Source organism: Nannocystis sp. RBIL2 (assembly GCF_026626745.1).
GTDB lineage: Bacteria > Myxococcota_A > Polyangia > Nannocystales > Nannocystaceae > Nannocystis.
Genome location: NZ_JAPNJW010000002.1, coordinates 2,193,229 through 2,216,277 on the forward strand (window position 1 = coordinate 2,193,229; position 23,049 = coordinate 2,216,277).

Sequence of the window (23,049 nt, forward strand, 5' to 3'; positions counted from 1 at the left end):
GCGTCATGCCTGGAGAAACATGTCCACCAGGACATGCCCTCGCGGTCAGCCGGTCAGCCGACCTTGTCCCAGCCCTTCTTGATGTTCTCGCCGATCATCTCGTCGCCGATCTTCAGCGCCTCGCCGAGCGTCGGCGCCAGCCGGACCTCGCGCTCGAGCGGCGTCTTGCGGCCGGCGGAGAAGTCGGTCCAGTGGACCACGAAGGCCGGGTAGTTGGGGTCGGTCTTCTCCTTGTTGGTGCGCCAGATGACGAGCTTGCGCACCGCCTGCTGGCCCTTGGCGCTCTTGGCGTAGACCTCGCGGCGGATCACCTCGGAGGCCGGCAGGACCAGGCGCTCGGCCTTCTTGTTGAGGCTGTCGATCTGGACCCGCTCGAGCACCTGGGCCACGCGGATGTCGACCGGGTTGACGGTCTTGTCGCTGCGGATCCGCGAGAACACCGGGTGGAGGATCGACACGCCGGGCATCTCCCGGATCGTGCGCCAGCCGGTCTGCGAGTGCTCGAGCACCATGCGCAGGATCGGGTCGCCGCTCGAGTCCTCGCCCTGGATGTCGGTGACCTTGACCTCGATGACCGTCTCCGGCGGGACGAAGCGGTACAGCGCGCCCTTGCTGTTGGCGTAGCGGTAGTTCGACGCCACGCTCTTGCCCGACAGCTGCTGGTAGAACGACTTGCGCTGCTCGGTCGGCATGTTGCCGCAGGCGCCGATGACCTGGAACTGGCCGTCGTCGCGCATCATCGCCAGCAGCAGCGAGCCGACCGCCTCGGGCTCGTCGGAGCTGTCGGTGTAGCCGATGATCGCCGCGTCGATGTCGATCGTCGGCTTGAGCTTGAAGACCAGGTTGTCGGCGGTGCGGACGACCAGGCCCTCGCCCTTGCCGCCCTCGACCCACTCGTTCCAGCGCTGCATCACCTGCTCGGCGCTGCTCGCCGCCTCGGTCTTGATCGCCTGCAGCCGCTTGCCGCCGGCGAGCAGCCGCTGGCACAGCGCCAGGCGGTCGACGTACAGCGGCGGCCGCTGCGGCGTCTCGGCATCGCCGCCGTGGAGCACGTCGAACGCGAAGTAGGCCATGCGCTCGACCTGCGCCTGCGCCTCGCCGCCCATCGCCGACCCGAGGTCGCCGACGCGCGGCCGGCCCTGGCCCGGCGCCTTGGCGGCGAACAGCTCCCCGGCCAGCACCGTGCGGCCCTGCTTGCGCCCGAGCGCCGCCTTGGCCTCGAGCAGCACCGGCACGTCGCCCGAGACCACGCGGCCGGTCGGCGAGCACAGGATCGCCTGCTGCTCGTCGAGCACCAGGAACCACAGCTCGCCGTCGACCTTCGGCGACACCTGCAGCACGCCCGACGGGACCGCCCCGCGGGCCAGGTCCTCGAAGGGCAGCGCGCGGTAGCTGCCGGCCACGGCGCGCTTGTAGTTGCGGAACATGGCCGCCAGCTCGGTATCGAGCAGGCTGCCGGCCGGGCTCTGCTTGCCCTTGCCGAGCGGACGGGCGCTGTCGGTGGAGAACAGGCTCATGACAATCTCCAGTCTGTCCGAAAGGTCAGGTCGCCGCCGCGCCCGGGGCGCGCAGCTCGAGGTTCGAGAGGTGGAGCAGCAGCTTGTACTTCTGGCCGTCGACGCGGCCCTCGAGGAAGCCGCGGTACGGCGAGCCGTTCTCCTGGAAGATCAGCGGGTCGCGGCCCTTGCTGCCGGCGCCGAGCAGCGCCAGCTCGTTCTTGTCGTGCAGCTCCTTCGCCATCTTGAACAAGAAGTCGAACGACAGGCCGTCGACGTGCTTGATCTGGATGGTGCGGCGGAACGCGAACTTGGTCACCACCTCGGCCTTGGGCATGCGCCGCGGGGTGAACCGCACCGGCGACTCCTTCTCGTTGGTGTTGGCCGGGATGTCGGCCGCCGGCTTGCGCTCGCGCTCGGCCCCGTCGGGCCCGAACAGCACGTCGACCAGCTTCGGCGAGGCGTGCAGCACCTCGCCCTTGCTCGACAAGAACACCGTCTGAGTGTCGCCGACCTGCTTGCCGACCTGCTCGATGTCGATCTCGGGGTCGCCGTCGATCAGCGCCTGCGCCAGGTCGCCCGGCTGCGCGCTGAGCTTGGCGTGCGTCCCCGCCTCGGTCGTGGCCAGGTAGCGGCGGAACTCGAGCTTCTTGCCGGGCACGCCGGACACCGGCCCCTGCTTCTCCTTGACCGACTCGAGCGCGAGCGTCGCGTCGCGCTTCTCCTCGTTCATCAGCTGGATCTTGCGCATGGCTGTCTCCCTGACCTGTCCCTCAGAACATCTCGAAGTCGAGCTCGTCGCCGTCGTCGTCGCCGCCCGGATCGTCGGCCACGGTGGTCTGCAGCTCGCACCAGTCGCTGACCGCCGGCGAGCCGACCAGCGCGAAGTAGGCGCCGCCGTTGCACACCAGGTAGGCCAGCTCGGTGTCGTAGCCGCCGCGGTAGCAGAACACGAAGCGGAACACCTTGCCGCCGCGCAGCTCGCCCTCGAGCTTGGGGTCGAGCCCGTTGGGGTCGAGCGTGTAGACCGAGCGCACCGCCAGGTCGAGCAGCTCGCCCGGATCGACCGGACCCTCGAGCTTCTGCGCCTCGCCGAGCGTGCTCGGGATGTGCGGCAGCGGCTTGCCGTCGGCGTCGAGCCCGACCAGCTTGCCGTTCGGGATCCACGCGTTGCCCTCGTCGAAGTAGCCCTGCGCGGTCATGCCGGAGCGGATCAGCAGGGTGCCGTCCCGCGACAGCTCGGCCCGCTCGCAGCGCTGCTCGTGGGGGTCGAGGATCTGCCGCTGCCGTTTGCCGTACAGCTTGGCGCGGTCGAGCTTCTCGTGATCGAAGGTCGACTGCACGCCGCCCCAGGTGACGATGATCGGTTTCGCCATAAGTGCGAGGGCCGCCAAAGGCCGCCAAGCCTTATCCGACCGGCCGCGCAGCCGTGTCAAGCCGAGCCGATTCGCAGCGCGCATTCGCGCTGCGCACTACTGCACATCGACATCGCTACGCAGGCCGCTGCGAAGCGAATCGCCATCCTTGTACGCGCAATCGAGCCATGCCCTATAGCGTGGTGAGGATCTGGATCTCGAGCAGATCAGGCGCGCCCGCGACGATCTCCATCCGACCGTCGCCGTCGACGTCGCCGGCCGCCAGCAGCTCGCGGGGCGCCGGCGCGAGCAGCTCGAAGGTGTTCGAGCACAAGAACCCGCCGTCGGCGTCGCCGCGCAGCACCGAGACCGACGACGCGTCGCTGACGGCCACCAGGTCGAGCACACCGTCGCCGTCGAAGTCGGCCAGCAGCCCGCCGGTGAACACCGCCGGCGCCCGCGTCAGCCGCGGCAGCTCGGCCCAGTCGCCGGGCTGATTGGCGCGCCACACCGCCACCAGCCCGCCCTCGTCGTCCTGCGTCAAGCCGACGATCTCGTGGCCGACCGCGCTGTCGAGCTCTCCCGCGAGCGCCTGCGAGATCGGCGAACCGCCGGCCGGGAGCGCGACCGACTCGGCGAAGCCGCCGCCCGACATCCCGGTGAACACGCGCGCAGTCGTGAACCCGTCGAGGCTCGTCGGTCCGACCAGATCGGAGAGCGCGTCGCCGGACACCTCGAGGACGCTGACTGCGAGCGACACCGGCACGTCGGCCGGCGTGCCCTGGGCGAAGTTGCCGAAGCCGTCGCCGAGCCACGTGCCGATCGTCGGGCTGGTCTCGCTGATCGTCAGCAAGTCGCCGCCGGCGCTGCCGTTGTCGTCGACGTCGCCGAAGTGCACGCGCCGCGTCCCGCTCGTGGCCTCGAGCTTCGGCTTCACCATCCACTGCCCGGCCTGCCCGACCAGCACGTTCACGTCGCTCGCCACCTGCTGCGCCGCCGCGAGGTCGGTGTCGCCGTCGACGTCGAGGTCGCCCGCGGCCAGGTGCAGCGCGCCGGTCGCCGAGATCAGCGCGATCACCTCCCCGGGCAAGAAGTCGCCGGATCCCGAGTTGACCTGCACCTCGATCACCGAGACCTGCGGCGCGCCCGTGGCGATGTCGAGGTCGCCGTCGCCGTCGAGGTCGGCCACCACGAGCGACGTCGGCGCGTGGACCAGCGGGAAGATCGAAGTCACCTCCGAGAACACCCCGCAGCTCGGCAGCTCCTGCACGCCGACGCACGCCCCGGCGACGCACACCAGCTCGGAAGGACAGTCGGCGCTGTCCCTGCAGTCGTCGGCCGACGTCGTCGCGTCGGTGGTGGCCGAGGTCGGCGTCGTCGGCGACGACGTCTCCGTGACGCCGGTGGTCGTCGGTTCGATGTCGGTCGTCACCGCGCCGGTCGTCGGCAGCGGAGCCGTGGTGATCGTCGGGTCGGTGCTCGGCTGCGGAAAGGTCGGTCCGCCGCTCGTCATCGGCGCGCCGGAGGTCGATCCACCGCCGGAGCTGCCCGAGCTGCCGCCCTCGGTGTCGCTCTCCGGCGGCGGGCTCGGGCCACAAGCCACGACACCGACCACGACCCCCACGCCAAACAAACGCATCATTCGCCCAGGCTACCCGCACCGGCCTCCGGCCATCAACTGCGGACGCTCGCCGGGCGCAGCGCGGCTGCGCGCATCGGCGACAACCTCCCGGGCGTCCGCTCCGACATGTCCCTGGAGACATGTCGTTCCCGCGCGCGGGCGGGCGGCCGCGTCGCCGCGTTTGCCAGATCCGCTACGATACGACCATGCTCCGTCGCCTCGCGCTGGTGTGCACCCTCCCCCTCGCGTGTGCGAGCCCCGTCGCGGCGACCGACAGCAGCAGCGAGCCGACCGCCGGCGAGACCGGCGCCTCCACGCACCACGCCTCGAGCACCGGTGTCGGCTCCACCGACGCGCCGACCACCGACACCTCGACCACCGGCACCTCGACCACCGCCGCACCGACCACCGGCGAGTCGCCCGACGGTTTGCACCCCATCCCCGCCGACCCGCAGCGCGACGGCGATCCGGACGCGGGTTATCACGCCCTCGTCAACAATGGCTATGTCAGCTGCGGGATCCCCTGGACCGCCTATTCGCAGGTATTCGCCGACGCTCCCGAGGCGCTGCGCCTGCCCGGGCGCGACGGCAAGAACGCGGCCCTGCCCTACGACAAGACCGCCTTCGTGAGCGCCAGCGGGGTCGAGCTCGTCAGCGCCAACTGCTTACAATGTCACGCTGGCGAGATCGACGGCAAGCTCGTCATCGGCCTCGGCAACGCCAGCGCCGACTTCACGGTCAAGGTCGGGGGCAGCGCGGCGCTGGCCGACCTTTTCCTCGACGACCCGGCCGAGAAGGCCGAGCTGCAGCGCTTCGTCGCCCGCCTGAACGCCGTCGAGCCCTACACGCAGACGCTCACGCTCGGCGCCAACCCGGCCGACAACATCGCCGCGGTGCTGTTCTCGCACCGCGATCCGTGGACCATGGAATGGTTCGACGAGCCGCTGCTCGACCTGCCGCCGGTCGTCGTCACGCCGGTCGACGTCCCGCCGTGGTGGCACATGAAGAAGAAGCACGCGATGTTCTACGTCGGCGCCGGTCGGGGCGACCACGCGCGGACGATGATGGCCGCGTCGACCCTGTGCACCGACGACATCGACGAGGCGCGCGCGATCGACGGGTACTTCCCGGACATCCGCGCCTACCTCCTCACCATCGAGCCGCCCGCGTATCCGTTCGCAGTCGACGCCGCGCTCGCGGCCGCCGGCGAGCAGGTGTTCGCCGCCACCTGCGCCGGCTGCCACGGCACCTACGGCGCCGAAGCCACCTACCCCAACGTGCTCGTCGATCTCGACGTCATCGGCACTGACGCCGCGCTCGCCACCGACGCCTCGCAGTTCGCCGGCCGCTACGTCGACTGGTTTAATAAGGGGTTCTACGGCGAGGTCTCGCGGCTCGAGCCGCAGGTCGGATACGTCGCGCCGCCGCTCGACGGCATCTGGGCGACCGCGCCGTACCTCCACAACGGCTCGGTGCCCACGGTCGCCGCGCTGCTCGACAGCGCCTCGCGCCCGCAGTACTGGACGCGCAGCCACCAGTCGACCGACCTCGATCCCGCCGCGCTCGGCTGGCACCACGAGGCGCTCGACCACGGCCAGGAAGGCGAGCCCTCGGCCGACTTGCGCAAGCGGATCTACGACACCACCCAGCCCGGCTACGGCAACGGCGGCCACACCTTCGGCGACGCCCTCGGCGCGAGCGATCGCGCCGCAGTGATCGAGTACCTGAAGACGCTGTGAGCGCTGGCCCGGGCGAGTCGTCGCGCGTAAGCTCGCCGCATTACTCGGATGCCTCACTCGCTTCATTCTCTCTCGCTCATGGTGTTCGCGCTGCTCGCCTGCGGTCCCGACAAACACAGCAGCACCGACGCCTCCACCGGCGGCTCCAGCACCTCGGGCACGAGCCAGCCCGTCACCTCCGGCAGCACCACGACCTCGGACGCGCCCACCACCTCGTCGTCCACGAGCTCCGATGCTACGACGGACACCGAGGCGACCTCGACCACCGGAACCACCGGCACCACCACCACCGACGACACCACCAGCACCAACACATCCGGAGCGCTGCCCGTCGAGGATTGCGAGGAGCAGCTCGACCAGGTCGACTGCGAGGCCATCCTCAGCCGGGGCGGCCATTCGGACTGCGTATGGCTCGAGACCGTCGCGCAGTGGACCCGGGACGGCGGCTGCGCCGTCTTCGCCGGCCCCTCACGCTGCGTTCAGGGACGCTACGTCGGCGACGGCTGCTTCGGCAGCGACTGCCCCGATCTCGAGCGCGTGTACATCCGCGACCTCGGCGACGGCACCTTCGACATCGTGAACAACCCCGGCGGCACCTGCGGCGTCGAGCCCGACGGCTGGAAGCAATGCAGCACCGAGTTTCCCGAACCGCTGTCGCCGTGCAGCTGCGTCTGCTGATGCGCTCCCGCATCGTGCCGCGATCTTGCGCTAAGCTCGCGGCATGCCCGGCGCCGCTCCCGACATCCACGTGATCCTCATGACCTGTCCTCCCGACCAGGCCGAGAAGATCCTCCTCGCGCTGCTCGAGCGGCGCCTCGTCGGCTGCGGCAACATCATCCCGCTGGTGCGCTCGCGCTACTGGTGGGAGGGCCAGATCTGCAGCGACGACGAGGCCCTCGTCGTCATGGAGACCACCCCCGACCGCCTCGACGCCCTCTACGCCGCGATCCCCGAGGTCCACCCGTACTCGGTCCCCAAGGTCGTCGCCCTCCAGCCGAGCGCCTGCGGCGAGCCCTATTTGCAGTGGCTGCGCGCCGTCACGCGACCGGCTTGAGCGAAGCGTGAACGATGGTGGGCTCGATGCGGAAGGGCGTGCAGGGCTTCGTCGCGCTGCTCCGCGCTCTGTCCGAGCAGGAGGCCAGGTTCATGGTCGTCGGCGCCCATGCCGTCGCTCATCACGGCCATCTGCGCGCGACCGAGGACCTCGACCTGTGGATCGACAACTCTCCGGGCAACGCGTCGCGCGTGTACGAAGCGCTGGCCGAGGCCGGCGCCCTCACCCGCGACATCTCGGTCGACGCTCTGACCGAGCCCGGCGTCGCCTACCCGCTCGGTGAAGAGCCGTTTCGCATCGACATCCTGACCGAGATCCGCGGGGTCGCCTTCGACGACGCCTGGCCGCGACGGGTCACCGGACGGGTGCACGGCGAGCCCTGCCCCGTCCTCGGCCTCGACGATCTGCTCGCCAACAAGCGGGCGACCGGGCGGCTCAAGGACCTCCTCGACGCCGAATCCCTCGAGCGCGTGCACAGGCGACGCGGCTGAGCCTGCCTCGCCTTCGTCACCCGCCTGCGCGCACGAGCTTGCGCGCGCAGGCGACGAGCGCCAGGTAGCAGGCCGCGCCGACGGCCATGGTCGTCGAGATCCCCCACGTCATGGATGTCCCGAGGGCCAGGCCGCTCGCGCACACCCCGAAGGCCCCGTTGATGCCCCACAGCCACGGCGTGACCGCGTGGCCGCCTGCCCTTTCGACCAGGCGGAGGCCGAGCGGGAAGCAGATGCCCATCCCGATCGCGGGCGGGGCGATGAGCGCGATCGACAGCAGCACGCGCACGGTCGTCTCGGCGCCGGCGAAGCTCTCGGTCACCGGGCCGGTCGCCAAACGGACCGCCACCACCATCAACGCCGGGATCAGCGGGAACAGCCACGCGATCGCCCCGCCGCGCTCGACCGCCAGCTTGCCGCTGATCAGGCTGCCCACGCCCGCCGAGAGGATGATGCCGCCGAGCACCACCGCCAGCGACAGCGTCGGGTGGCCGACGAACACCCCGACCTGCGACAGCAGCGCGATCTCGACGAACATGAAGCCGAGGCCGATCAGCGCGAAGTAGGCCAGCGCCGCCGCCAAGGTCGCCGGGGCCAGGCCGCGGCTCGCCGGCTCCGGGCGCGGCGCCTCGGTCGTCGCCGGCGGCCTCGCCACCAGCGGCCCGAGCAGAGCCCCCAGAGTCAGCAGCAGGCTGACCAGGGTCGCATAGACCAGCGTCTGGGTCGCCTGCAGGTTGCCGAGGAAGCCGAGGTCGAGCTGGCTGACGTCCTCCTGGCCTTCGAGCCAGGTGCCGGGCTTCAGCATGTTGAAGAAGAACGGGCGGTCGTCGGTCGGCGGGGTCAGGTCCAGCGTCTGCTGCGACGCCCACTGCCACAGCGCCGCGCGGTCCTCGATCGCGCCGAGCTCGGCGAGCAGCGGCTGGGCCGGCAGGCGGCGCGGCGTGAGCACCATGTTGACGCCGATCCGCACCGCCTCGCGCTGCATCAGGTCGAGGTCCTCCTTGCTGAATGGCGTCGGCGACACCAGCAGTGTCGCCACGCTCTCGATCTGCAGCAGCAGCAGGTGCGCGCGCGGCTGCTCCACTCCGAGCTGCCACAGCGCCTCCATCGCCAGCGCCACCATGCGCGCGGTCTCGCCGGGCGACTCCTTCTTGTACCAGCGCGACACCGTGAACACCCCGGTGGGCGCCAGGCGGCGCAGGAACACCAGCCAGCCCTCGACCGTGTACAGCCCGTTCTCCGACAGGCTGTAGGCCCCGGCCCCGGTCGAGGCCCAGGTGTCGATCAGCGACATCGTGATGACGTCGTAGTGCCGGCGGTCGCGCGAGAAGAAGCTGCGCGCCTCGTCGGTGTGCAGCTCCACGCCCGGGCGCGACGCGATGGTCGAGAAGTCGGCCATCGAGCGCCGGTGCAGGTCGACGATCGCCGCGTTGAGCTCGACACCGACCACCGGCGCGTGGCCGCTGCGCAGCGCCGCCAGCACGTCACGACCGCCGCCCACGCCGATCACCGCAGCCGGCCCGTGCGGGCGCAGCCGGTGGGCGAACGTGCTGAGGTCCCAGTCGAGGTAGGCGTGGTCCGAACCTGACCCTTCGGCCATCATCGTCGCGGCCGCCCCGTCGATCTTCAGCACCCGCTGCTGGATCGGCGCTCGCGCCTCCAGCGGCATGTTGCGCCCGGGCGCCCACAGGTACGGCGGCAGCGCGATCTCGGCGCCGACCGTCACCCGCGAGTGCGTGTTCCAGGCCACGTGCATGAACTCGCGCGGGTCCTCGCGCAGGCCCTTGACCCACGCCGGGCGCAGCGGCGGCGCCTCGGCGGCCGCGTTGAAGCCGGCGAACGCCAGCAGCGCCAGCGCCAGCCCGGCACATGTCCCGAGGGACCTGCGCCTTTCGCCAGGTTCTTCGTCACATGTCGCAAAGGCCAGGGCACCCAGCGCCGCGACCGCCCCGACCACCAGCACCGCGCTGGCGGCGTCGACCGCGTCGAGCAGCGGGATCACCAGGCCGCAGCCGGCCGCCGCGCCGAGCAGGTCACAGCCGTAGGCGCGGCCCGGCGGCAGGCCGGTGCGCGTCAGCGCCAGCGTCAGCGCCACCCCGGCCGCCGCGAACGGGACCGCGAGCGCGGCGCCGAAGCCGAGCAGGGCGAAGAAGCCCATCAGGTCGGTGACCGGCAGGAGCGGCCCGGACATCGTCCACGCGACCGCCAGCGGCGCCAGCGCGGCGAACAGCGCCGAGCTGCGGGCGAGCCGGCGGACCACCACCGACTGGCCGAAGCGACCTGGCCGCATGAACACGTAGATCGAGCCCGCGGTCATGCCGAGCATCGCCAGGGCGATGACGAAGAACGACAGGTGGTACCACGCGATCACGCTGGTGATCCGCGTCAGCAAGATCTCGAGCGCGAGCGTCGAGCCCGCGACGAGGGCGATCCCGGCGTAGAGGAAGAACGCGCGCATCGGCCTCACCCGCCCTCGACCACGGTCTCGTGCAGGTTGGGGTCGGCGGCGATGTCGGCCTCGCGGAACAGCAGCGGGCGCCACTGCTTGCGCGAGAACAGCTCGGTCTGGTCGCGGAAGTGGGGCGAGCGCGGGTCCTCCGACTGCGAGTAGGTCAGGAACGCCTCGCCGCGCGGCCCGTCGGGCCCGAGCTCGACCGCCATCACGAACGACGAGCCGTAGTTGATCACGTAGCCGCGCTCGGTCAGGCCCGCGGTGCCGTCGATCGGCGCCGGCCGGTACACCTTGGGCAGCAGCGTCGAGTTGAGGCCGGCGTTGTAACCGACCACGTTGGCGATGCCCTCCTTGGCGAACCCGCCGTGGACCCCGATCTCGACGCCCCCGCGCGGCGCTCGCTGCAGCTGCTTGAGCGGGGCCGACAGCGGCACCCCGGCGGTCTTCAGGTTGATCACCGCCTCGCCGAGCGCGACCAAGGCCCCGTCGACCTTGCCCTCGGCCGGGGCGATCAGCGTGTGCGGGGTGTGGATCGGGTCGTCGACATTGAACGGCACGCTGAACAGCGAGCCGCGGTCGAGCACCGAGTCGGCCCCGTAGGCCGCGAGGTACTCGCGGAACAGCACCGCGCCGACGCTGTCCGGGTCGAAGCGCCGGTCCCACGCGCCGAGCAGCTGGCAGATCGTGCGCAGGTCGACGACGCTGCCGGCGACCTCGACCAGGTGCTGGGCGTCGCAGCGCGTGAGCAGATCGGCGAGCACCAGCTCGGCGGTCAGCGAGTGGTTACCCTGGATCGCCGCCTGGATCTCCGCCAGCGAGAACGTCCCGTCCTCGCCGGCCGCCACGAACGGCGGCTCGTTCTGCAGCAGCATCGCGTTGACCCGCGTGCGCGGCGACTGCGGCGCGCGCTCCGACCCGTGCAGCGGCGAGAAGCCCTCGAGCGGCGCGGCCGGGTTGGCCAGCCAGTACGAGTCGTTGGCGTTGAACACGAAGTCGCGGCGATCGAGCTGCGGCATGCCCGAGAACGGCACCAGCCCCGGCGCGCGCGCGTCGCCGCTGTCCTGCCATTCATACGTCGAGTCGCTGCCGTCGAGCACCACCAGGCCGCCCTGTTGGTACAGCAGACCGGTGAGGAAGTCGTCCTCGACGGCCGCGCGCCAGCCGGCGATCGCGGCCTCGGAGATCTGGGCGGTCGCGGACGCGTCGGCGTACCAGGCGTTGCCGTGCTTGTCGGCCGCCATCGTGTTGACCCACGGGATGCCCTGCACCGTCTGATAGACCTGCTTGAACTCGTCGAGGCTCTTGGCCTTGTCCATGCCGAGGAACTGCTCGATGATCCGCGGGTTCTCGATGTTGGCGTCGCGGTAGGTCAGGGCGATGTCGGTCGACCAGCCGATCGGGTCGACGTTGAGCATCGGCCCGTAATGGCTGTACCACAGCGTGCGCGACACCTTCTCGCCGCCGGCGACCTCGACCTCGAAGGTCTTCGCGGTCATCGGCCGGGATGTCCCATCGTACAGGTACGCGGTCGGGTCGTCCGGATCGAGCGTCAGCTTGTAGAACGTGAACCGCGTGCCCGCCGAGAACGTGTGAGTCCACCCGAGCTCGTCGTTGAAGCCGATCAGCACCCCGGGCACGCCCATCAGGCCGACGCCGTAGATGTCGATCTCGCCCGGCACCGTCACGTGGCTCTCCCACAGCTTGAGCTCGCCGGTCCACGGGAAGTGCGGGTTGGCCACGACCATGCCGCCGCCGCCGGTGGTCTTGTCGCCGCCGAGGGCCCAGCCGTTGCTGCCGAAGCCGCCGCTCGTCAGCGTGCCGAGGCCTTCGAGCGGCCCGCCCGGCACCGTCAGCGGCGCCCCCGGCGGCTGCGCAGTGCCGATGTAGCCCGCCAATTGATTGCTGCTGCCGAGCAGCCCGAGGTCGACGTAATAGCGGACCAGGTCGAGCGCCTCGATCTCCCGCACCCACGGCGCCCCCGCGCAATCGGGCGGCAGATCGCCGGGCGGCGTGTCGCGCAGGTATTGATTGTACCCGGCCGCGTAGCCCTCGATCGCCTCCTTGACGTCGGCCGGCGCGGCGTCCCACATCCGCTGCGCCCGCAGCCCGACCTCGAGCGAGAGATAGGCGAAGTCGCTGGTCAGGTGAGCGTCGCCGTTGCCGCGGCCGAAGTACTTGGCCCGCTCCGAGCGAACCTTGACGATCTGGTCGGCCAGAGTGCACGCGTGGTCCTGCGCGAACGCGTAGGCCTGACCGAACAGCGCGCTGCCGAGGTCGTCGGCCTGCACGTGCGCGACCCCGAAGCTGGTGCGCCGGATCGTCGCGCGGTAGGCCGGCGCCCCCGTGGTCCCCGCGGTGTCGCTGTCCCCGGTCGAGCTCGCTCCGTCCGTCTCGGTCGTGGTGGTATTGGAGGAACCACAGGCGAACAGCGGGGCCAGCGCGAGGACGGCGAGCTTGCGCATCATCGCCCGTCAGGCTAACGCGCCGCCGCAGAGCCGCGCAAGCGCGCCGCCCTCGCCGGACCTCGCAGCGCCCTCCCTGCGCGACCTCCCGCCCCCGATCGCCGCGAGGCCCCGAGCCCACTGCGCGGGCGATCCCGTGCCTTTGCTCGTGGGCCTCGTCCGATAGCCACGAGCGGGCCGACCCGCGGCCCCGCTTTGCGTCGGTTCCTCACGCGGGGTCTGGCCGGCCGCGACGGCCTCGACGGGCCCCCGTCGACGCCGACTTCGTCGGACCCGCGGCGCCCACTGGCCCGCGCCCATCCTCCGCGAGCTGCGCGGACGCCCAGCGGGACATGTCTCATGAGACATGTACAGCCTTCACCGGCCAACCAATCGGATGGCCCGTGAAACATGTCTCACGAGACATGCCCCATCAAACAGATGACTTGTTCGCGGCCGCGAGCGCCGCGGCGAACAGCTCGGCGAGCGCGGGCTCGCCTGGGAGCTGCTGCTCGATCGCGGCGCGGATCGCCTCGAGGCGCCGGACCAGCCGGGCCCGCGGGACGCCGCGGCGGTCGAGGTAGCCTGCGAGCCAGGCCACGTGACCGGCCAGCGCCTGCGGCGAGGTCAGCGCCAGCGCGTCGGCGCAGTACGACACCAGAGTGGCGAGCTCCGCGACCTGCAGCGGCTCCTCCTCGCCAGCCTCGGCGAGCTCCACCGCGGCGACGAGGACGATGGTATCGGCGCGGCCCTGCACCTCGCCGGCCAGGCCGTTCGGGTACGCCAGCGCCGCCTTGGCCGCTCGCAGCAGGTCGACCGCGGCCTGCCCGTCGGGCCACCGCTCGTCGGCCACGGCCACGGCCAGGCGCTCGAAGTTCTCGGCGAGGTGCAGCGTGCACATGCCGCGGGCGGTCAGCAGCTGCTGCAGCCAGCGCGCGTAGTTCTCCAGCACCGCCGGCTCGTCGTCGGCCAGCGCCTGCTGCAGGTACTGCACGTGGAAGCGGCCGTCCTGGCGGCCGTGCTTGTCGGCGCGCGCGCCGAAGCGCTCGCGCCAGAACGGGTCTGCGTACATCTCGCCGAGCACGCGCTCCGTGAGGCGGTCGCAGGCCGCTCCGAGCTGGCCGATCAGCGCCTCGTGATGGATCACGGCTCCACCCCCACCAGGCGGCGCGCAGACGCCACCAGCTCGCTCGCGCTGTCGCCCGCCTGCGTCACTCCAAGCTCGCCCGCGAGGCTCGGCGACCAGCGCGTCGCGTGCCCGCCGATGAAGATGGGTCGGTCGCTGACCTCGCGCACGCCGGCCACCGCGGACCGCAGCGCCGGCAGGTTGAAGCTCATCGTCACCGACAGGCCAATCAGGTCCGGATGCCCCTCGTGGACCGCCGTGACGAGGTTGTCGGTCGGCACGTTGGCGCCGAGGTAGCACACGTCGAAACCCTCGAGCTCGAGCGCGTCGGCGACCAGGCGCGCCGGCAGCTCGTGCATCTCGCCCTCGACGCACGCCAGCAGCACGGACTTGCCGAGCGGCGCCTTCGGCGTCGCGCGCTCGAACAGCGCTGCCAGCGACAAGTGCGAGATGGCCGTCGCCATGTGCTCCTGGGCGATGCTCACGCGGTTGAGCTGCCACAGCCGGCCGATCTCGTTTTGGGCGGCGCGGATCACATGGACCTGCAGATCGTCGATCCGCACCCCCGCCCCCAGGCCGTCTTCGAGCAGCAAGCGCACGGCCTCGCGGCGGTCGCCCGCCAGCTGGGCCCGCAGGTAACAGTCGCGCAGCTCCGCCAGCGCCGGGGTCATGACGCCTCTCGCAGCGACCCGCCGGCGGCGCGGGTGCGCGGCGCCAGCCAGTCGATGAGGCGGACGAACGTCTCGCGGGCGCCGGCCACTGCCTCGTCCTCGGCGGCCCGGGTGGTCAGCTCGCGCGCCACGATCGCCGCGAAGGCTCGCCAGTGGGACCCCGTCTCGGGGCCGTAGCCGACCAGAAAAGCGGTCGCGTGGCCGCGCAGCCGCTCCAGCGGCGGCGGCAGCTTGGCGAGGATGTAGCGCCCGCCCAGCGTCGAGCCCTCGAGCACGTAGGCGACCCCGAGCGCGCGCGCCAGCGAGGTTACCGGGGGTAACGAAGTACATTGGGGGACACCCCTCGGGTCGTCGCCCAGGGCGAGGAGATCGGTCGCCAGCATGGGCGCCCTGCGCCGGCGTGGGGCGTCGAAGCCGGCGGCGCCGAGCCCGGCGTGCGCTTGCAGCAGATCTTCGAGCGGCGCGTGATAACCGAGCATCGCCGCCAGGTAATGGCGGTAATCGGTCAATGTCGCGTCGGCGTCGAGGATCCGCACGTGGAGCTCCGCCTGTTGGTGGAGGTCCGCAGTGTCGCCCTTGAGCCGGCGAAGCGGTTCGCGGGCCGCAGTCACGATCCCACCGTGCCCCGCTCTCGCCGCCGGGTCAAGCGAGGGGTGACTTAGCTAACATTTTTTTATCACGGGTCGACGCGAGCTTGTGTATGAGCCACACAGGGGAGAGCCTCCGCGCTCAGCCGTATGCAGGTCACCACCGACTCATTCGCAGCCACGATCGAAGCGCTCAGCCGCGAGCTCGCGCTGGTCGTCGCGCCCGACGGCCGGATCGAGTGGGCGGACTCGCGAGCCCAACAGCACGGGCTCCAGGTCGGCGCCGACCTGCGCGCGGCCGTGGTGCCCGGCTGCGAATCCAAGCTCGAGGAGCTGCTGCGCAAGGCGGCCGCGGAGCCGGTGGCCGCGTGGGAGCTCTCGCTGGTGCTCGCGGGCAAGCCGATGACGCTGTCGCTCTCGGCCCGGCCGGCCGACGGGCGCGTCGCCCTGGTCGGCAGCTTCCTGCCGCAGGACTACGCCGACTCGGTCCACGAGGCCGCCCGCGCCGTCACCGAGATCGTCAACCTCAACCGCCAGCTCGCGCGGCAGAAGACCCGGCTGGAGGAGTCGAACAAGGCGATCCGGGCGCTGCACGACGAGCTCGAGCAGCACGCCGACCGCCTGCGCACCGCGGCCGAGATCAAGAGCCGCCTGGTCGCCGGCGTCAGCCACGAGTTCCGCACCCCGCTGCACTCGATCCTCGGCCTCTCGCGCCTGCTGCTGTCGGGCTCCGACGGCCCGCTCAACGACGAGCAGCAGACCCAGGTCGCGTTCATCCGCGACTCGGCCGAGGAGCTGTCGCGGATGATCAACGACATGCTCGACCTGTCGCGGCTCGACGCGGGCAACGTCCCGATCCGGGCCGCCCGCTTCGCCCTGCGCGACTTCTGGGGCGCGCTGCGCGGGACGATGCGCCCGCTGGTCCGCGAGGACCACAGCGTCGAGCTGGTGTTCGAGCCGGCGCCCGAGGTCGAGCTCGAGACCGACCAGGGCAAGCTGGGCCAGATCCTGCGCAACCTGATCGCCAACGCGCTCAAGTTCACCGAGCGCGGCGTGGTCCGCGTGTCCGCCGTCATCATCGACGACGAGCTCCGGGTCGTCGTCGAGGACACCGGCATCGGCATCGCCCCCGAGGACCAGGCGCGGGTGTTCGAGGAGTTCGTGCAGATCGACGGCGCCCTCCAGCGCGCGGCGAACGGCACCGGCCTCGGTCTGCCGCTGGCCAAGAAGCTGACCGAGGCGCTCGGCGGCCGTATCGAGCTCGAGAGCACCCCCGGGACCGGCTCGTGCTTCACGGTCACCGTCCCGCTCGAGCACGCCGAGATCGACGCCTACCGCCAGCTCGAGCAGGCCGCGAAGAAGCCCGACCCGACGCGCGCGCCGGTCCTGGTCGTCGAGGACGATCGCAGCGCCGTGTTCGTCTACGAGCGCTACCTGGCGATGGCCGGCTTCCAGGTCCTGCCCGCGCGCACCACCGAGGACGCGCGCAAGATCCTCAAGCAGGTCCGGCCCTCGGCGATCCTGCTCGACGTCATGCTCGAGCGCGAGGACACCTGGAACTTCCTCGCCGACGTCAAGCGCGACCCGCAGACGAACGACATCCCGGTGCTCGTGTGCACGGTGATGAACCGCGAGTCGCGGGCGCGGGCCCTCGGCGCCGACGAGTTCTGGCTCAAGCCGGTCGACGAGGACAAGCTGATCCGCAAGCTGCAGGCGCTCGCCTCCGGCCGCGGCGCCAAGGTCCTGGTCGTCGACGACGAGCCAGCCGCGCGCTACCTGATCAAGAAGTTCCTCGAGAGCACCCCGTATCAGCTGCTCGAGGCGGCCGACGGCGACAACGGCGTGCGCCTGGCGCGGAGCGAGCGCCCCGACGTCATCCTGCTCGACTTTTTGCTCGAGAACATGACCGCGTTCGACGTGATCGACCAGCTCAAGGCCGACCCGCGCACGCGGCCGATCCCGGTCATCATCGTCACCTCGCACGCGCTCCCGATGGAGGAGCGCCAGCGGCTGGCGGCGAGCACCGAGGCCATCCTATCCAAAGAGCACCTGTCGCGCGAGCTTGCGATCAACCGCATCCGCGACGCGCTCCGGCACGCCGGCATCCGCGAACGGCCGCCGGGCAGCGAACGAGGTGGAGCTTGAGGGAGACCCGCAAACCCCTGATCCTCAACGTCAACGACCACGTGGCCAACCGCTACATGGTCTCGAAGATGCTCAAGAACGCGGGCATGCAAGCCATCGAGGCCTCGACCGGCCACGAGGCGATCGCGCTCGCCCAGGACCCGCGCAACAAGCCCGACCTCGTCGTGCTCGACGTGCGCCTGCCCGACATCGACGGCCTCGAGGTGTGCCGCCGGCTCAAGTCCGACCCGCGGACGAAGGACATCAAGATCCTCCACACCTCGGCCACCTTCGTCACCTCGGACAACCGCGTCGAGGGCGTCGAGGCCGGCGCCGACGGCTACCTCACCCAGCCGTTCGAACCCCAGGACCTGATCGCCACCGTGCGCGCGCTGCTCCGCCTCCACGAGGCCGAGGCCAACCTGGTCGCGCGCAATGGCCAGCTCGTCGAGGCCGACCGCCGCAAGGACGAGTTCTTGGCCATGCTGGCGCACGAGCTGCGCAACCCGCTGGCCGCGCTGCACATGGGCCTGCCGGTGCTCGACCGCTTCCCGCCGCACGACGAGCTCGAGCAGCAGACGCGCGAGATCATGCAGCGCCAGCTCACCCTCCTCACGCGGCTCGTCGACGACCTGCTCGACGTCTCGCGCGTCACTCGCGGCCGCATCGAGCTGCACCGCGAGCCGATGGACCTCGCCGCAGTGGTCGCGCGCGTGGTCGACGTCATGCGCCAGCGGGTCGCCGAGCCGCGCCGGCAGACGATCCGCGTCGAGCTGCCCGCCGGGCCGGTGCCGGTGTCCGCCGACAGCGGGCGCATCGAGCAGGTGCTGACGAACCTGCTCGACAACGCCAGCAAGTACTCCGACTCCGGCACCACGATCGACGTCCGCCTCGCAGTCGCCGGCGGCCAGGCCGAGTTGGTCGTGCGCGACCACGGCATCGGCATCGACGCCGCCACCCTGCCCGCGATCTTCGACCTGTTCGCCCAGGCGACCCGCTCGCTCGACCGCTCGCACGGCGGGCTCGGGATCGGGCTGACGCTGGCGAAGGGCCTCGTCGACCTCCACGGCGGCACCATCGCCGCCGCCTCCGACGGCCTCGGCCTCGGCACCGAGCTCAAGATCCGCCTGCCGCTGCACGCCGGGGTGCAGCTCGTCGCCGCCCCCGCGAGCGAGCCTCCGCCGGCCCCGAGCCGCCGCCGGATCCTCGTCGTCGACGACAACGAGGACGGCCGCAAGATGCTGCGCAAGCTGTGCGAGCTGCAGGGGCACGAGGTCTCCGAGGCCGCCGACGGCCTCGAGGGGGTCCGCACCGCCCTCGCCGAGCGGCCCGACGTCGCCTTCGTCGACATCGGCCTGCCGGGCATCGACGGCTACGAGGTCGCCCGCCGCGTCCGCGCCCAGCTCGACGGCCACTCCCCGGTGCTGATCGCCCTGTCCGGCTACGGCTCGCCCGAGCACCGCGAGCGCGCCCACGAGGCCGGCTTCGACGAGCACGTCGTCAAGCCGATCAAGCTCGCCAACCTGCGCAGGATCGTCGCCGGCGTCCAGCCCAAGGCGTGAGCCCTTCGGGGCAGGTCCGTTCGGACATGCCCCACCGAACATGTCCCAAGGGGCATGTCCCCGGGGCCCTGTCCCTCAGCCTCGCAGCGCCTGGTCGAGGTCGGCGATCAGGTCCTCGACGTCCTCGACGCCCACGGCCAGGCGGATCAGGTTGTCGCGGATCCCGACTGCCTCGCGCTCGGCCGTCGACAGCTCGTAGAACGACATCAGCGCCGGCTGCTCGATCAGGCTCTCGACCCCGCCGAGCGACGGGGCGATCCGCGGCACCCGGCAGCGGTCGATGAAGCGCGAGGTGCGGTCGAGGTCGCCGCGCACGAGGAAGCTGACCACCCCGCCGAAGCCTCGCATCTGCGCCTGCGCGACCGCGTGGTCGGGGTGCGACGCGAGGCCGGGGTAGAACACGCGCTCGACCTCCGGGTGGGCCTCGAGGAAGCCGGCGATCCGCAGCGCGCTGGCGTTCTGGCGCTCGACGCGGAGCGAGAGGGTCTTGAGCCCGCGGTGCAGCAGGTAGGCGCTGTGGCCGTCGAGCACCCCGCCGAGCATGCCGCGGAGGTCCCGGACCGCACCGACCAGCCCGGCGTCGCCGCACACGGCCCCGGCCAGCAGGTCGTTGTGGCCGCCGAGGTACTTGGTGCCGGCGTGGAGCACCAGGTCGGCGCCGCGCCGCAGCGGCTGCAGGTTGACCGGCGTGGCGAAGGTCGCGTCGATCACGATCTTCAGGCCCGAGCCGCGGTGCTGGGCCTTGATCGCCGCCAGGCGGTCGAGGTCGGCCACCCGCAAGTACGGGTTGGTCGGCGACTCCCCGAGCAGCACCCGCGTCTTGCCGGGCACGATCGCCGCCGCCAGCGCCTCGTAGTCGCCGGGCTCGACCAGAGTCGACTCGACCCCGAACTTGCGCAGGAACCCGGTCACGAATTGCCGCGTGCGCCGGTAGCCGTCGGCCGTCAGCACCACGTGCTGCCCGCTGCGCACCAGGGCGAACAGCGTCGTCGAGATGGCCGCCATCCCGCTGCCGAACAGCGCGCAGTCCTCGGCCCCTTCGAGCGCCGCCAGCTTGCGCTCGACCGCCGCCACCGACGGGTTGCCGTAACGCCCGTACTCCTCACGCTGGACCCGGCCCTCGAAGTGATCCCGCACCTCCGCGGTGTCGCGGAACGTGTAGGTCGCTGTGCACGCGATCGGTGGCACGATCGCGTCGTCGGGGTTCGGGTGGCGCTCCCCGGCGTGGACGGCGAGCGTGGACAGACGAGACGGCCCGGTCACGAGCGCACCGTCGCGCATCAGGCCGCCCCTTGCAACGCGCGGAACCGCGCCGCTCGGGCGAAATTAACCGAGCCGGACACGGTGGATCCATGGGAGCCTGGGCACCGGGAACTTCCCGAGGTCTCATGGCCCCAAGCTCCTTCGATCGCGTCTCCACCGCCACCCCAGCCCTCGATGCCGCCCTGGCGCAAGTCTTCACCGGCCTCACCCGAGCCGGCAGCGAAGCCGAACTGCTGACCGCGTGCGGCCCCATCTTCCACGCCCTCGCGTCGCGCGGCGTCGAGTTGCTCGACGACGGCGGCGGTCGTCTGGCCCGCTGGGCTCCCGAGGGGCCCGCCCCCCTGGAGCCGAGGGCGGCGATCGACACGCAGGAACTGCGCTGGCGCCAGGGCCCCGTGTTCGTCGCCGACGTCGCTACCGACCCGCGCTGCGGCGCCACCCGGGTCGCGCTGCAGGCCGCCGGGGTCGCGGCCACCGCGATCCTGCCGCTGCACTGTGACGCCCTCGACGTCGTCGGCGCGGTGCGCCTCGACTTCGCCGAGCCGCGCGAGCTCGTCGCCGACGAGCGCGACATCCTCGGCGTCCTCGCCCACGGCCTCGCCGCCTTCCTGGTCGCCCGGCGCCACCTCTTGCGCCAGCGCGAGGCCCTCCGCGCCCTCGAGCGCGAGCGCAGCACCCTCAACACCATCCTCGATCACTTGCCGGTCGGCGTCTTCCTCGCCGAGGCCGGCACCGGCAAGGTCCTGCTGGTCAACAACCTCGGCGCCGAGATGCTCGGCCGCGGCGTCGACCCCAACGCGCACCAGGACAACTACCAGGACGTGTATCAGTGCATGCGCGTCGGCCTCGACGAGGTCATGCCGGCCGAGGACCTGCCGCTGGTGCAGACGCTCACCACCGGTCAGCCGCGCCAGGGCGCGATGGACATCGTGCGCCCCAGCGGCGATCGGATCACCATCGAGGTCAACGCGGCGCCGATCCACGACGGCGACGGATCCATGTTCGCGGCCGTCGTCGCCTTCAGCGACGTCACCGAGCGCAACCGTCTCGAGACCGAGCGGGCCACTTACCGCGACGAGCTGATCCGGGCCCAGGCGCAGGCCCTGGCCGAGCGCTCCACCCCGCTCGTGCCGCTCGGCGACGGCGTCGTCGCCATGCCGATCGTCGGCACCCTCGACCGCGAGCGCGCCGACCAGATCGTCCAGACCCTGCTGGACGGCTGCGCCGCGCGCAAGGCCCGGGTCGCGATCCTCGACGTCACCGGCGTCCCGCACGCCGACACCGCCGTCGCCGCCGCCCTCCTGCGCGCTGCCGCGGCCGTGCGGCTCCTCGGCGTCGAGCCGATCCTCACCGGCATCCGCCCCGACGTCGCCCGCGCCCTGGTCGGCCTCGACGTCGACCTCAAGGGCCTCGTCACCCTCTCGACCTTGCAAGACGGCATCCTCCACGCCGCCCGCGGTCGCCGCCACTGAGCGCCGGCAGAGCCGCTGCGAGCGGCCTCGCGGGTCCTCCGCCGCCGACCACCTCGCACCCAGGTCGCTCGTCGCCGTGACGACACGCCGAGGCGGCACCGCGCGCACGCGCGCAAAGTGTACGCGCGTGGACCTGTGAACGCCGTTGCGAGCCGGGCTACCCTCGCCGCCGAGCTCGTATGTCCCACGCCGAAGCCGCCCCGGTCGAGCTGTCCGCCTCGACCGCGCAGATCCTCGCCACAGTCTTCACCGGCCTCGCCGAGGCACGCAGCGAGGTCGACCTGCTCGAGGCGGCGCTCGTCTACCTGCGCCCGCTCGGCCCGTTCGCCATCAACCTCCACCTCACCACCGTGTTCGAGGACGGCGTCCCGATCCAGGCCCGCCCGGTCGGCCAGTGGTTCGAGGGCACCGGCCCCGCCACCGCTCCCGCGGACGCCGACATCGACCTCCGCTCGCACCTCTCGATCTCGCAGCTCTGGTACGACCAGAACGCGCCGGTGCTGCTCGAGGACATCGCCACCGACCCGCGCTGCGACGCCGTCTACCGCGACTTCATCATCAGCCACGGCATCCACGCCCAGGCCATGCTGCCGCTGCACAGCGAGGCCGTCGGCCGGGTGATCGGCGTCGTCGTGCTCCACTTCCGCGCCCCGCGGGTGTTCACCGGCGAGGAACGATCTGTCCTCAAGACCCTGTCCTACGGGCTAGCCTCGTTCCTCGCCAGCCGCCGCCTGCTGGCCGAGCGCGAGGAGTCGCTGCGGCAGGCCGAGCGCCAGCGGCGGATGCTGACCGCCGTGCTCGAGAACCTGCCGATCGGCGTCTACCTGGCCGAGGCCGGCACCCACAAGCCGCTGCTGGCCAACCAGATCGGCGTCGATACCATGGGCAAGCAGCGGATCGAGGACGACGGCCGGGTCTACTACGAGGCCTTCACCATCTACCGGCCCGGCACGCGCGACCCGATCCCGTATCAGGAGCTGCCGCTCTTCCGCACCCTCGCCACCGGGGAGCCGCACGCCGGCGTCGTCGACGTCATCAGCCAGGGCGAGGGCGGCGGCATCGTCACCCTCGAGCTGCAAGCCGCCCCGGTGCGCGACGACGGCGGCCAGATGTTCGCCGCGGTGGTCGTCTACCTCGACATCACCGAGCGCAACCGGGCCGAGGCCGAGCGCGCGCAGATCCGCGACGAGCTGATCCGGACGCAGGCGCAGGCGCTGGCCGAGCGCTCGACCCCGCTGATCCCCCTCGGCGCCGACGTGGTCGCCATGCCGATCGTCGGCAGCCTCGACGGCGCCCGCGCCGACCAGGTCATCGAGGTCCTGCTGGAGGGCTGCACCGCCCGCAAGGCTCGCCACGCCATCCTCGACGTCACCGGCGTCCCACACGCCGACACGACCGTCGCCGCCGCCCTCCTGCGCGCCGCAGCGGCCGTCCGCCTCCTCGGCGTCGAACCAATCCTCACCGGCATCCGCCCCGAAGTCGCCCGCACCCTCGTCGACCTCGACATCGACCTCCGCGGCGTCGTCACGCTGCCCACCTTGCAAGAAGGCATCGCCCACGCGACCCGCAAGGCGCAACGCCGCTGATCCTCGCGC

At 71.6% G+C, this 23,049-nt stretch carries 18 protein-coding genes; 8 read left to right on the plus strand and 10 right to left on the minus strand.

Features of this window, described 5'->3' with window-relative positions; translation table 11 throughout:
- Positions 1–53: 53 nt before the first annotated feature.
- From OV090_RS33810 to OV090_RS33825, 4 genes are all read right to left on the minus strand, one after another.
- Positions 54–1,517 (minus strand): hypothetical protein, encoded by a 1,464-nt coding sequence (locus OV090_RS33810; protein WP_267708805.1) that lies wholly within the window; start codon positions 1,515–1,517, stop codon positions 54–56.
- A gap of 25 nt (positions 1,518–1,542) precedes the next feature.
- Positions 1,543–2,247, minus strand: coding sequence for a hypothetical protein (locus tag OV090_RS33815; protein WP_267708806.1), 705 nt, complete (start codon positions 2,245–2,247; stop codon positions 1,543–1,545).
- A 22-nt stretch (positions 2,248–2,269) separates the two neighbouring features.
- Positions 2,270–2,872 (minus strand): hypothetical protein, encoded by a 603-nt coding sequence (locus OV090_RS33820; RefSeq protein WP_267708807.1) that lies wholly within the window; start codon positions 2,870–2,872, stop codon positions 2,270–2,272.
- 172 nt (positions 2,873–3,044) lie between these two features.
- Positions 3,045–4,493: a VCBS repeat-containing protein gene (locus tag OV090_RS33825; RefSeq protein ID WP_267708808.1), complete on the minus strand. Its 1,449-nt coding sequence runs from the start codon at positions 4,491–4,493 to the stop codon at positions 3,045–3,047.
- A gap of 185 nt (positions 4,494–4,678) precedes the next feature.
- Between OV090_RS33825 and OV090_RS33830 the strand changes: the two genes are divergently transcribed.
- The 4 genes from OV090_RS33830 to OV090_RS33845 all read left to right on the plus strand — a co-directional run bounded on the left by OV090_RS33830 (position 4,679) and on the right by OV090_RS33845 (position 7,756).
- A complete protein-coding gene (locus tag OV090_RS33830; protein ID WP_267708809.1) occupies positions 4,679–6,211 on the plus strand; it encodes a c-type cytochrome in 1,533 nt (510 codons plus the stop codon).
- A gap of 78 nt (positions 6,212–6,289) precedes the next feature.
- A complete protein-coding gene (locus OV090_RS33835; RefSeq protein ID WP_267708810.1) occupies positions 6,290–6,889 on the plus strand; it encodes a hypothetical protein in 600 nt (199 codons plus the stop codon).
- 43 nt (positions 6,890–6,932) lie between these two features.
- Positions 6,933–7,265: a divalent-cation tolerance protein CutA gene (gene cutA, locus OV090_RS33840; protein WP_267708811.1), complete on the plus strand. Its 333-nt coding sequence runs from the start codon at positions 6,933–6,935 to the stop codon at positions 7,263–7,265.
- A gap of 26 nt (positions 7,266–7,291) precedes the next feature.
- Positions 7,292–7,756, plus strand: a complete 465-nt coding sequence (locus tag OV090_RS33845; RefSeq protein ID WP_267708812.1) for a nucleotidyltransferase — start codon at positions 7,292–7,294, stop codon at positions 7,754–7,756.
- Between the two features lie 16 nt (positions 7,757–7,772).
- On the opposite strand, the gene OV090_RS33850 is transcribed toward OV090_RS33845, so the two are convergent.
- The 5 genes from OV090_RS33850 to OV090_RS33870 form a co-directional block, all read right to left on the minus strand.
- The gene (locus tag OV090_RS33850) at positions 7,773–10,214 is read right to left on the minus strand and encodes a hypothetical protein (RefSeq protein WP_267708813.1); all 2,442 of its coding nucleotides are present in this window, start codon (positions 10,212–10,214) and stop codon (positions 7,773–7,775) included.
- Between the two features lie 5 nt (positions 10,215–10,219).
- Positions 10,220–12,673, minus strand: coding sequence for a penicillin acylase family protein (locus OV090_RS33855; protein ID WP_267708814.1), 2,454 nt, complete (start codon positions 12,671–12,673; stop codon positions 10,220–10,222).
- 409 nt (positions 12,674–13,082) lie between these two features.
- Positions 13,083–13,796, minus strand: coding sequence for a hypothetical protein (locus OV090_RS33860; RefSeq protein ID WP_267708815.1), 714 nt, complete (start codon positions 13,794–13,796; stop codon positions 13,083–13,085).
- Complete coding sequence (locus OV090_RS33865; RefSeq protein ID WP_267708816.1) at positions 13,793–14,446, minus strand: cobalamin-dependent protein; 654 nt, start codon at positions 14,444–14,446, stop codon at positions 13,793–13,795. The genes OV090_RS33860 and OV090_RS33865 overlap by 4 nt, the downstream gene beginning before the upstream one ends.
- Positions 14,443–15,057, minus strand: a complete 615-nt coding sequence (locus OV090_RS33870) for a biliverdin-producing heme oxygenase (protein WP_267708817.1) — start codon at positions 15,055–15,057, stop codon at positions 14,443–14,445. The genes OV090_RS33865 and OV090_RS33870 overlap by 4 nt, the downstream gene beginning before the upstream one ends.
- A gap of 126 nt (positions 15,058–15,183) precedes the next feature.
- Here OV090_RS33870 and OV090_RS33875 point away from each other — a divergent pair, with 126 nt between their 5' ends.
- Both OV090_RS33875 and OV090_RS33880 read left to right on the plus strand, forming a co-directional pair.
- Positions 15,184–17,178 carry a response regulator gene (locus OV090_RS33875; RefSeq protein ID WP_267708818.1) on the plus strand — a complete coding sequence of 665 codons (1,995 nt, stop codon included), beginning with the start codon at positions 15,184–15,186 and terminating at the stop codon, positions 17,176–17,178.
- On the plus strand, positions 17,175–18,719 hold the full coding sequence (locus tag OV090_RS33880) for a response regulator (protein WP_267708819.1): 1,545 nt from the start codon (positions 17,175–17,177) through the stop codon (positions 18,717–18,719). The genes OV090_RS33875 and OV090_RS33880 overlap by 4 nt, the downstream gene beginning before the upstream one ends.
- A 75-nt stretch (positions 18,720–18,794) precedes the next feature.
- Here OV090_RS33880 and OV090_RS33885 read toward each other — a convergent pair whose 3' ends face one another.
- Positions 18,795–19,982, minus strand: coding sequence for an aminotransferase class I/II-fold pyridoxal phosphate-dependent enzyme (locus tag OV090_RS33885; RefSeq protein ID WP_267708820.1), 1,188 nt, complete (start codon positions 19,980–19,982; stop codon positions 18,795–18,797).
- Between the two features lie 125 nt (positions 19,983–20,107).
- On the opposite strand from OV090_RS33885, the gene OV090_RS33890 reads away from it, so the two are divergent.
- Both OV090_RS33890 and OV090_RS33895 read left to right on the plus strand, forming a co-directional pair.
- Complete coding sequence (locus OV090_RS33890; protein WP_267708822.1) at positions 20,108–21,454, plus strand: STAS domain-containing protein; 1,347 nt, start codon at positions 20,108–20,110, stop codon at positions 21,452–21,454.
- Positions 21,455–21,633: 179 nt separating this feature from the next.
- Positions 21,634–23,040 carry an STAS domain-containing protein gene (locus OV090_RS33895; RefSeq protein WP_267708823.1) on the plus strand — a complete coding sequence of 469 codons (1,407 nt, stop codon included), beginning with the start codon at positions 21,634–21,636 and terminating at the stop codon, positions 23,038–23,040.
- Positions 23,041–23,049 lie beyond the last annotated feature (9 nt).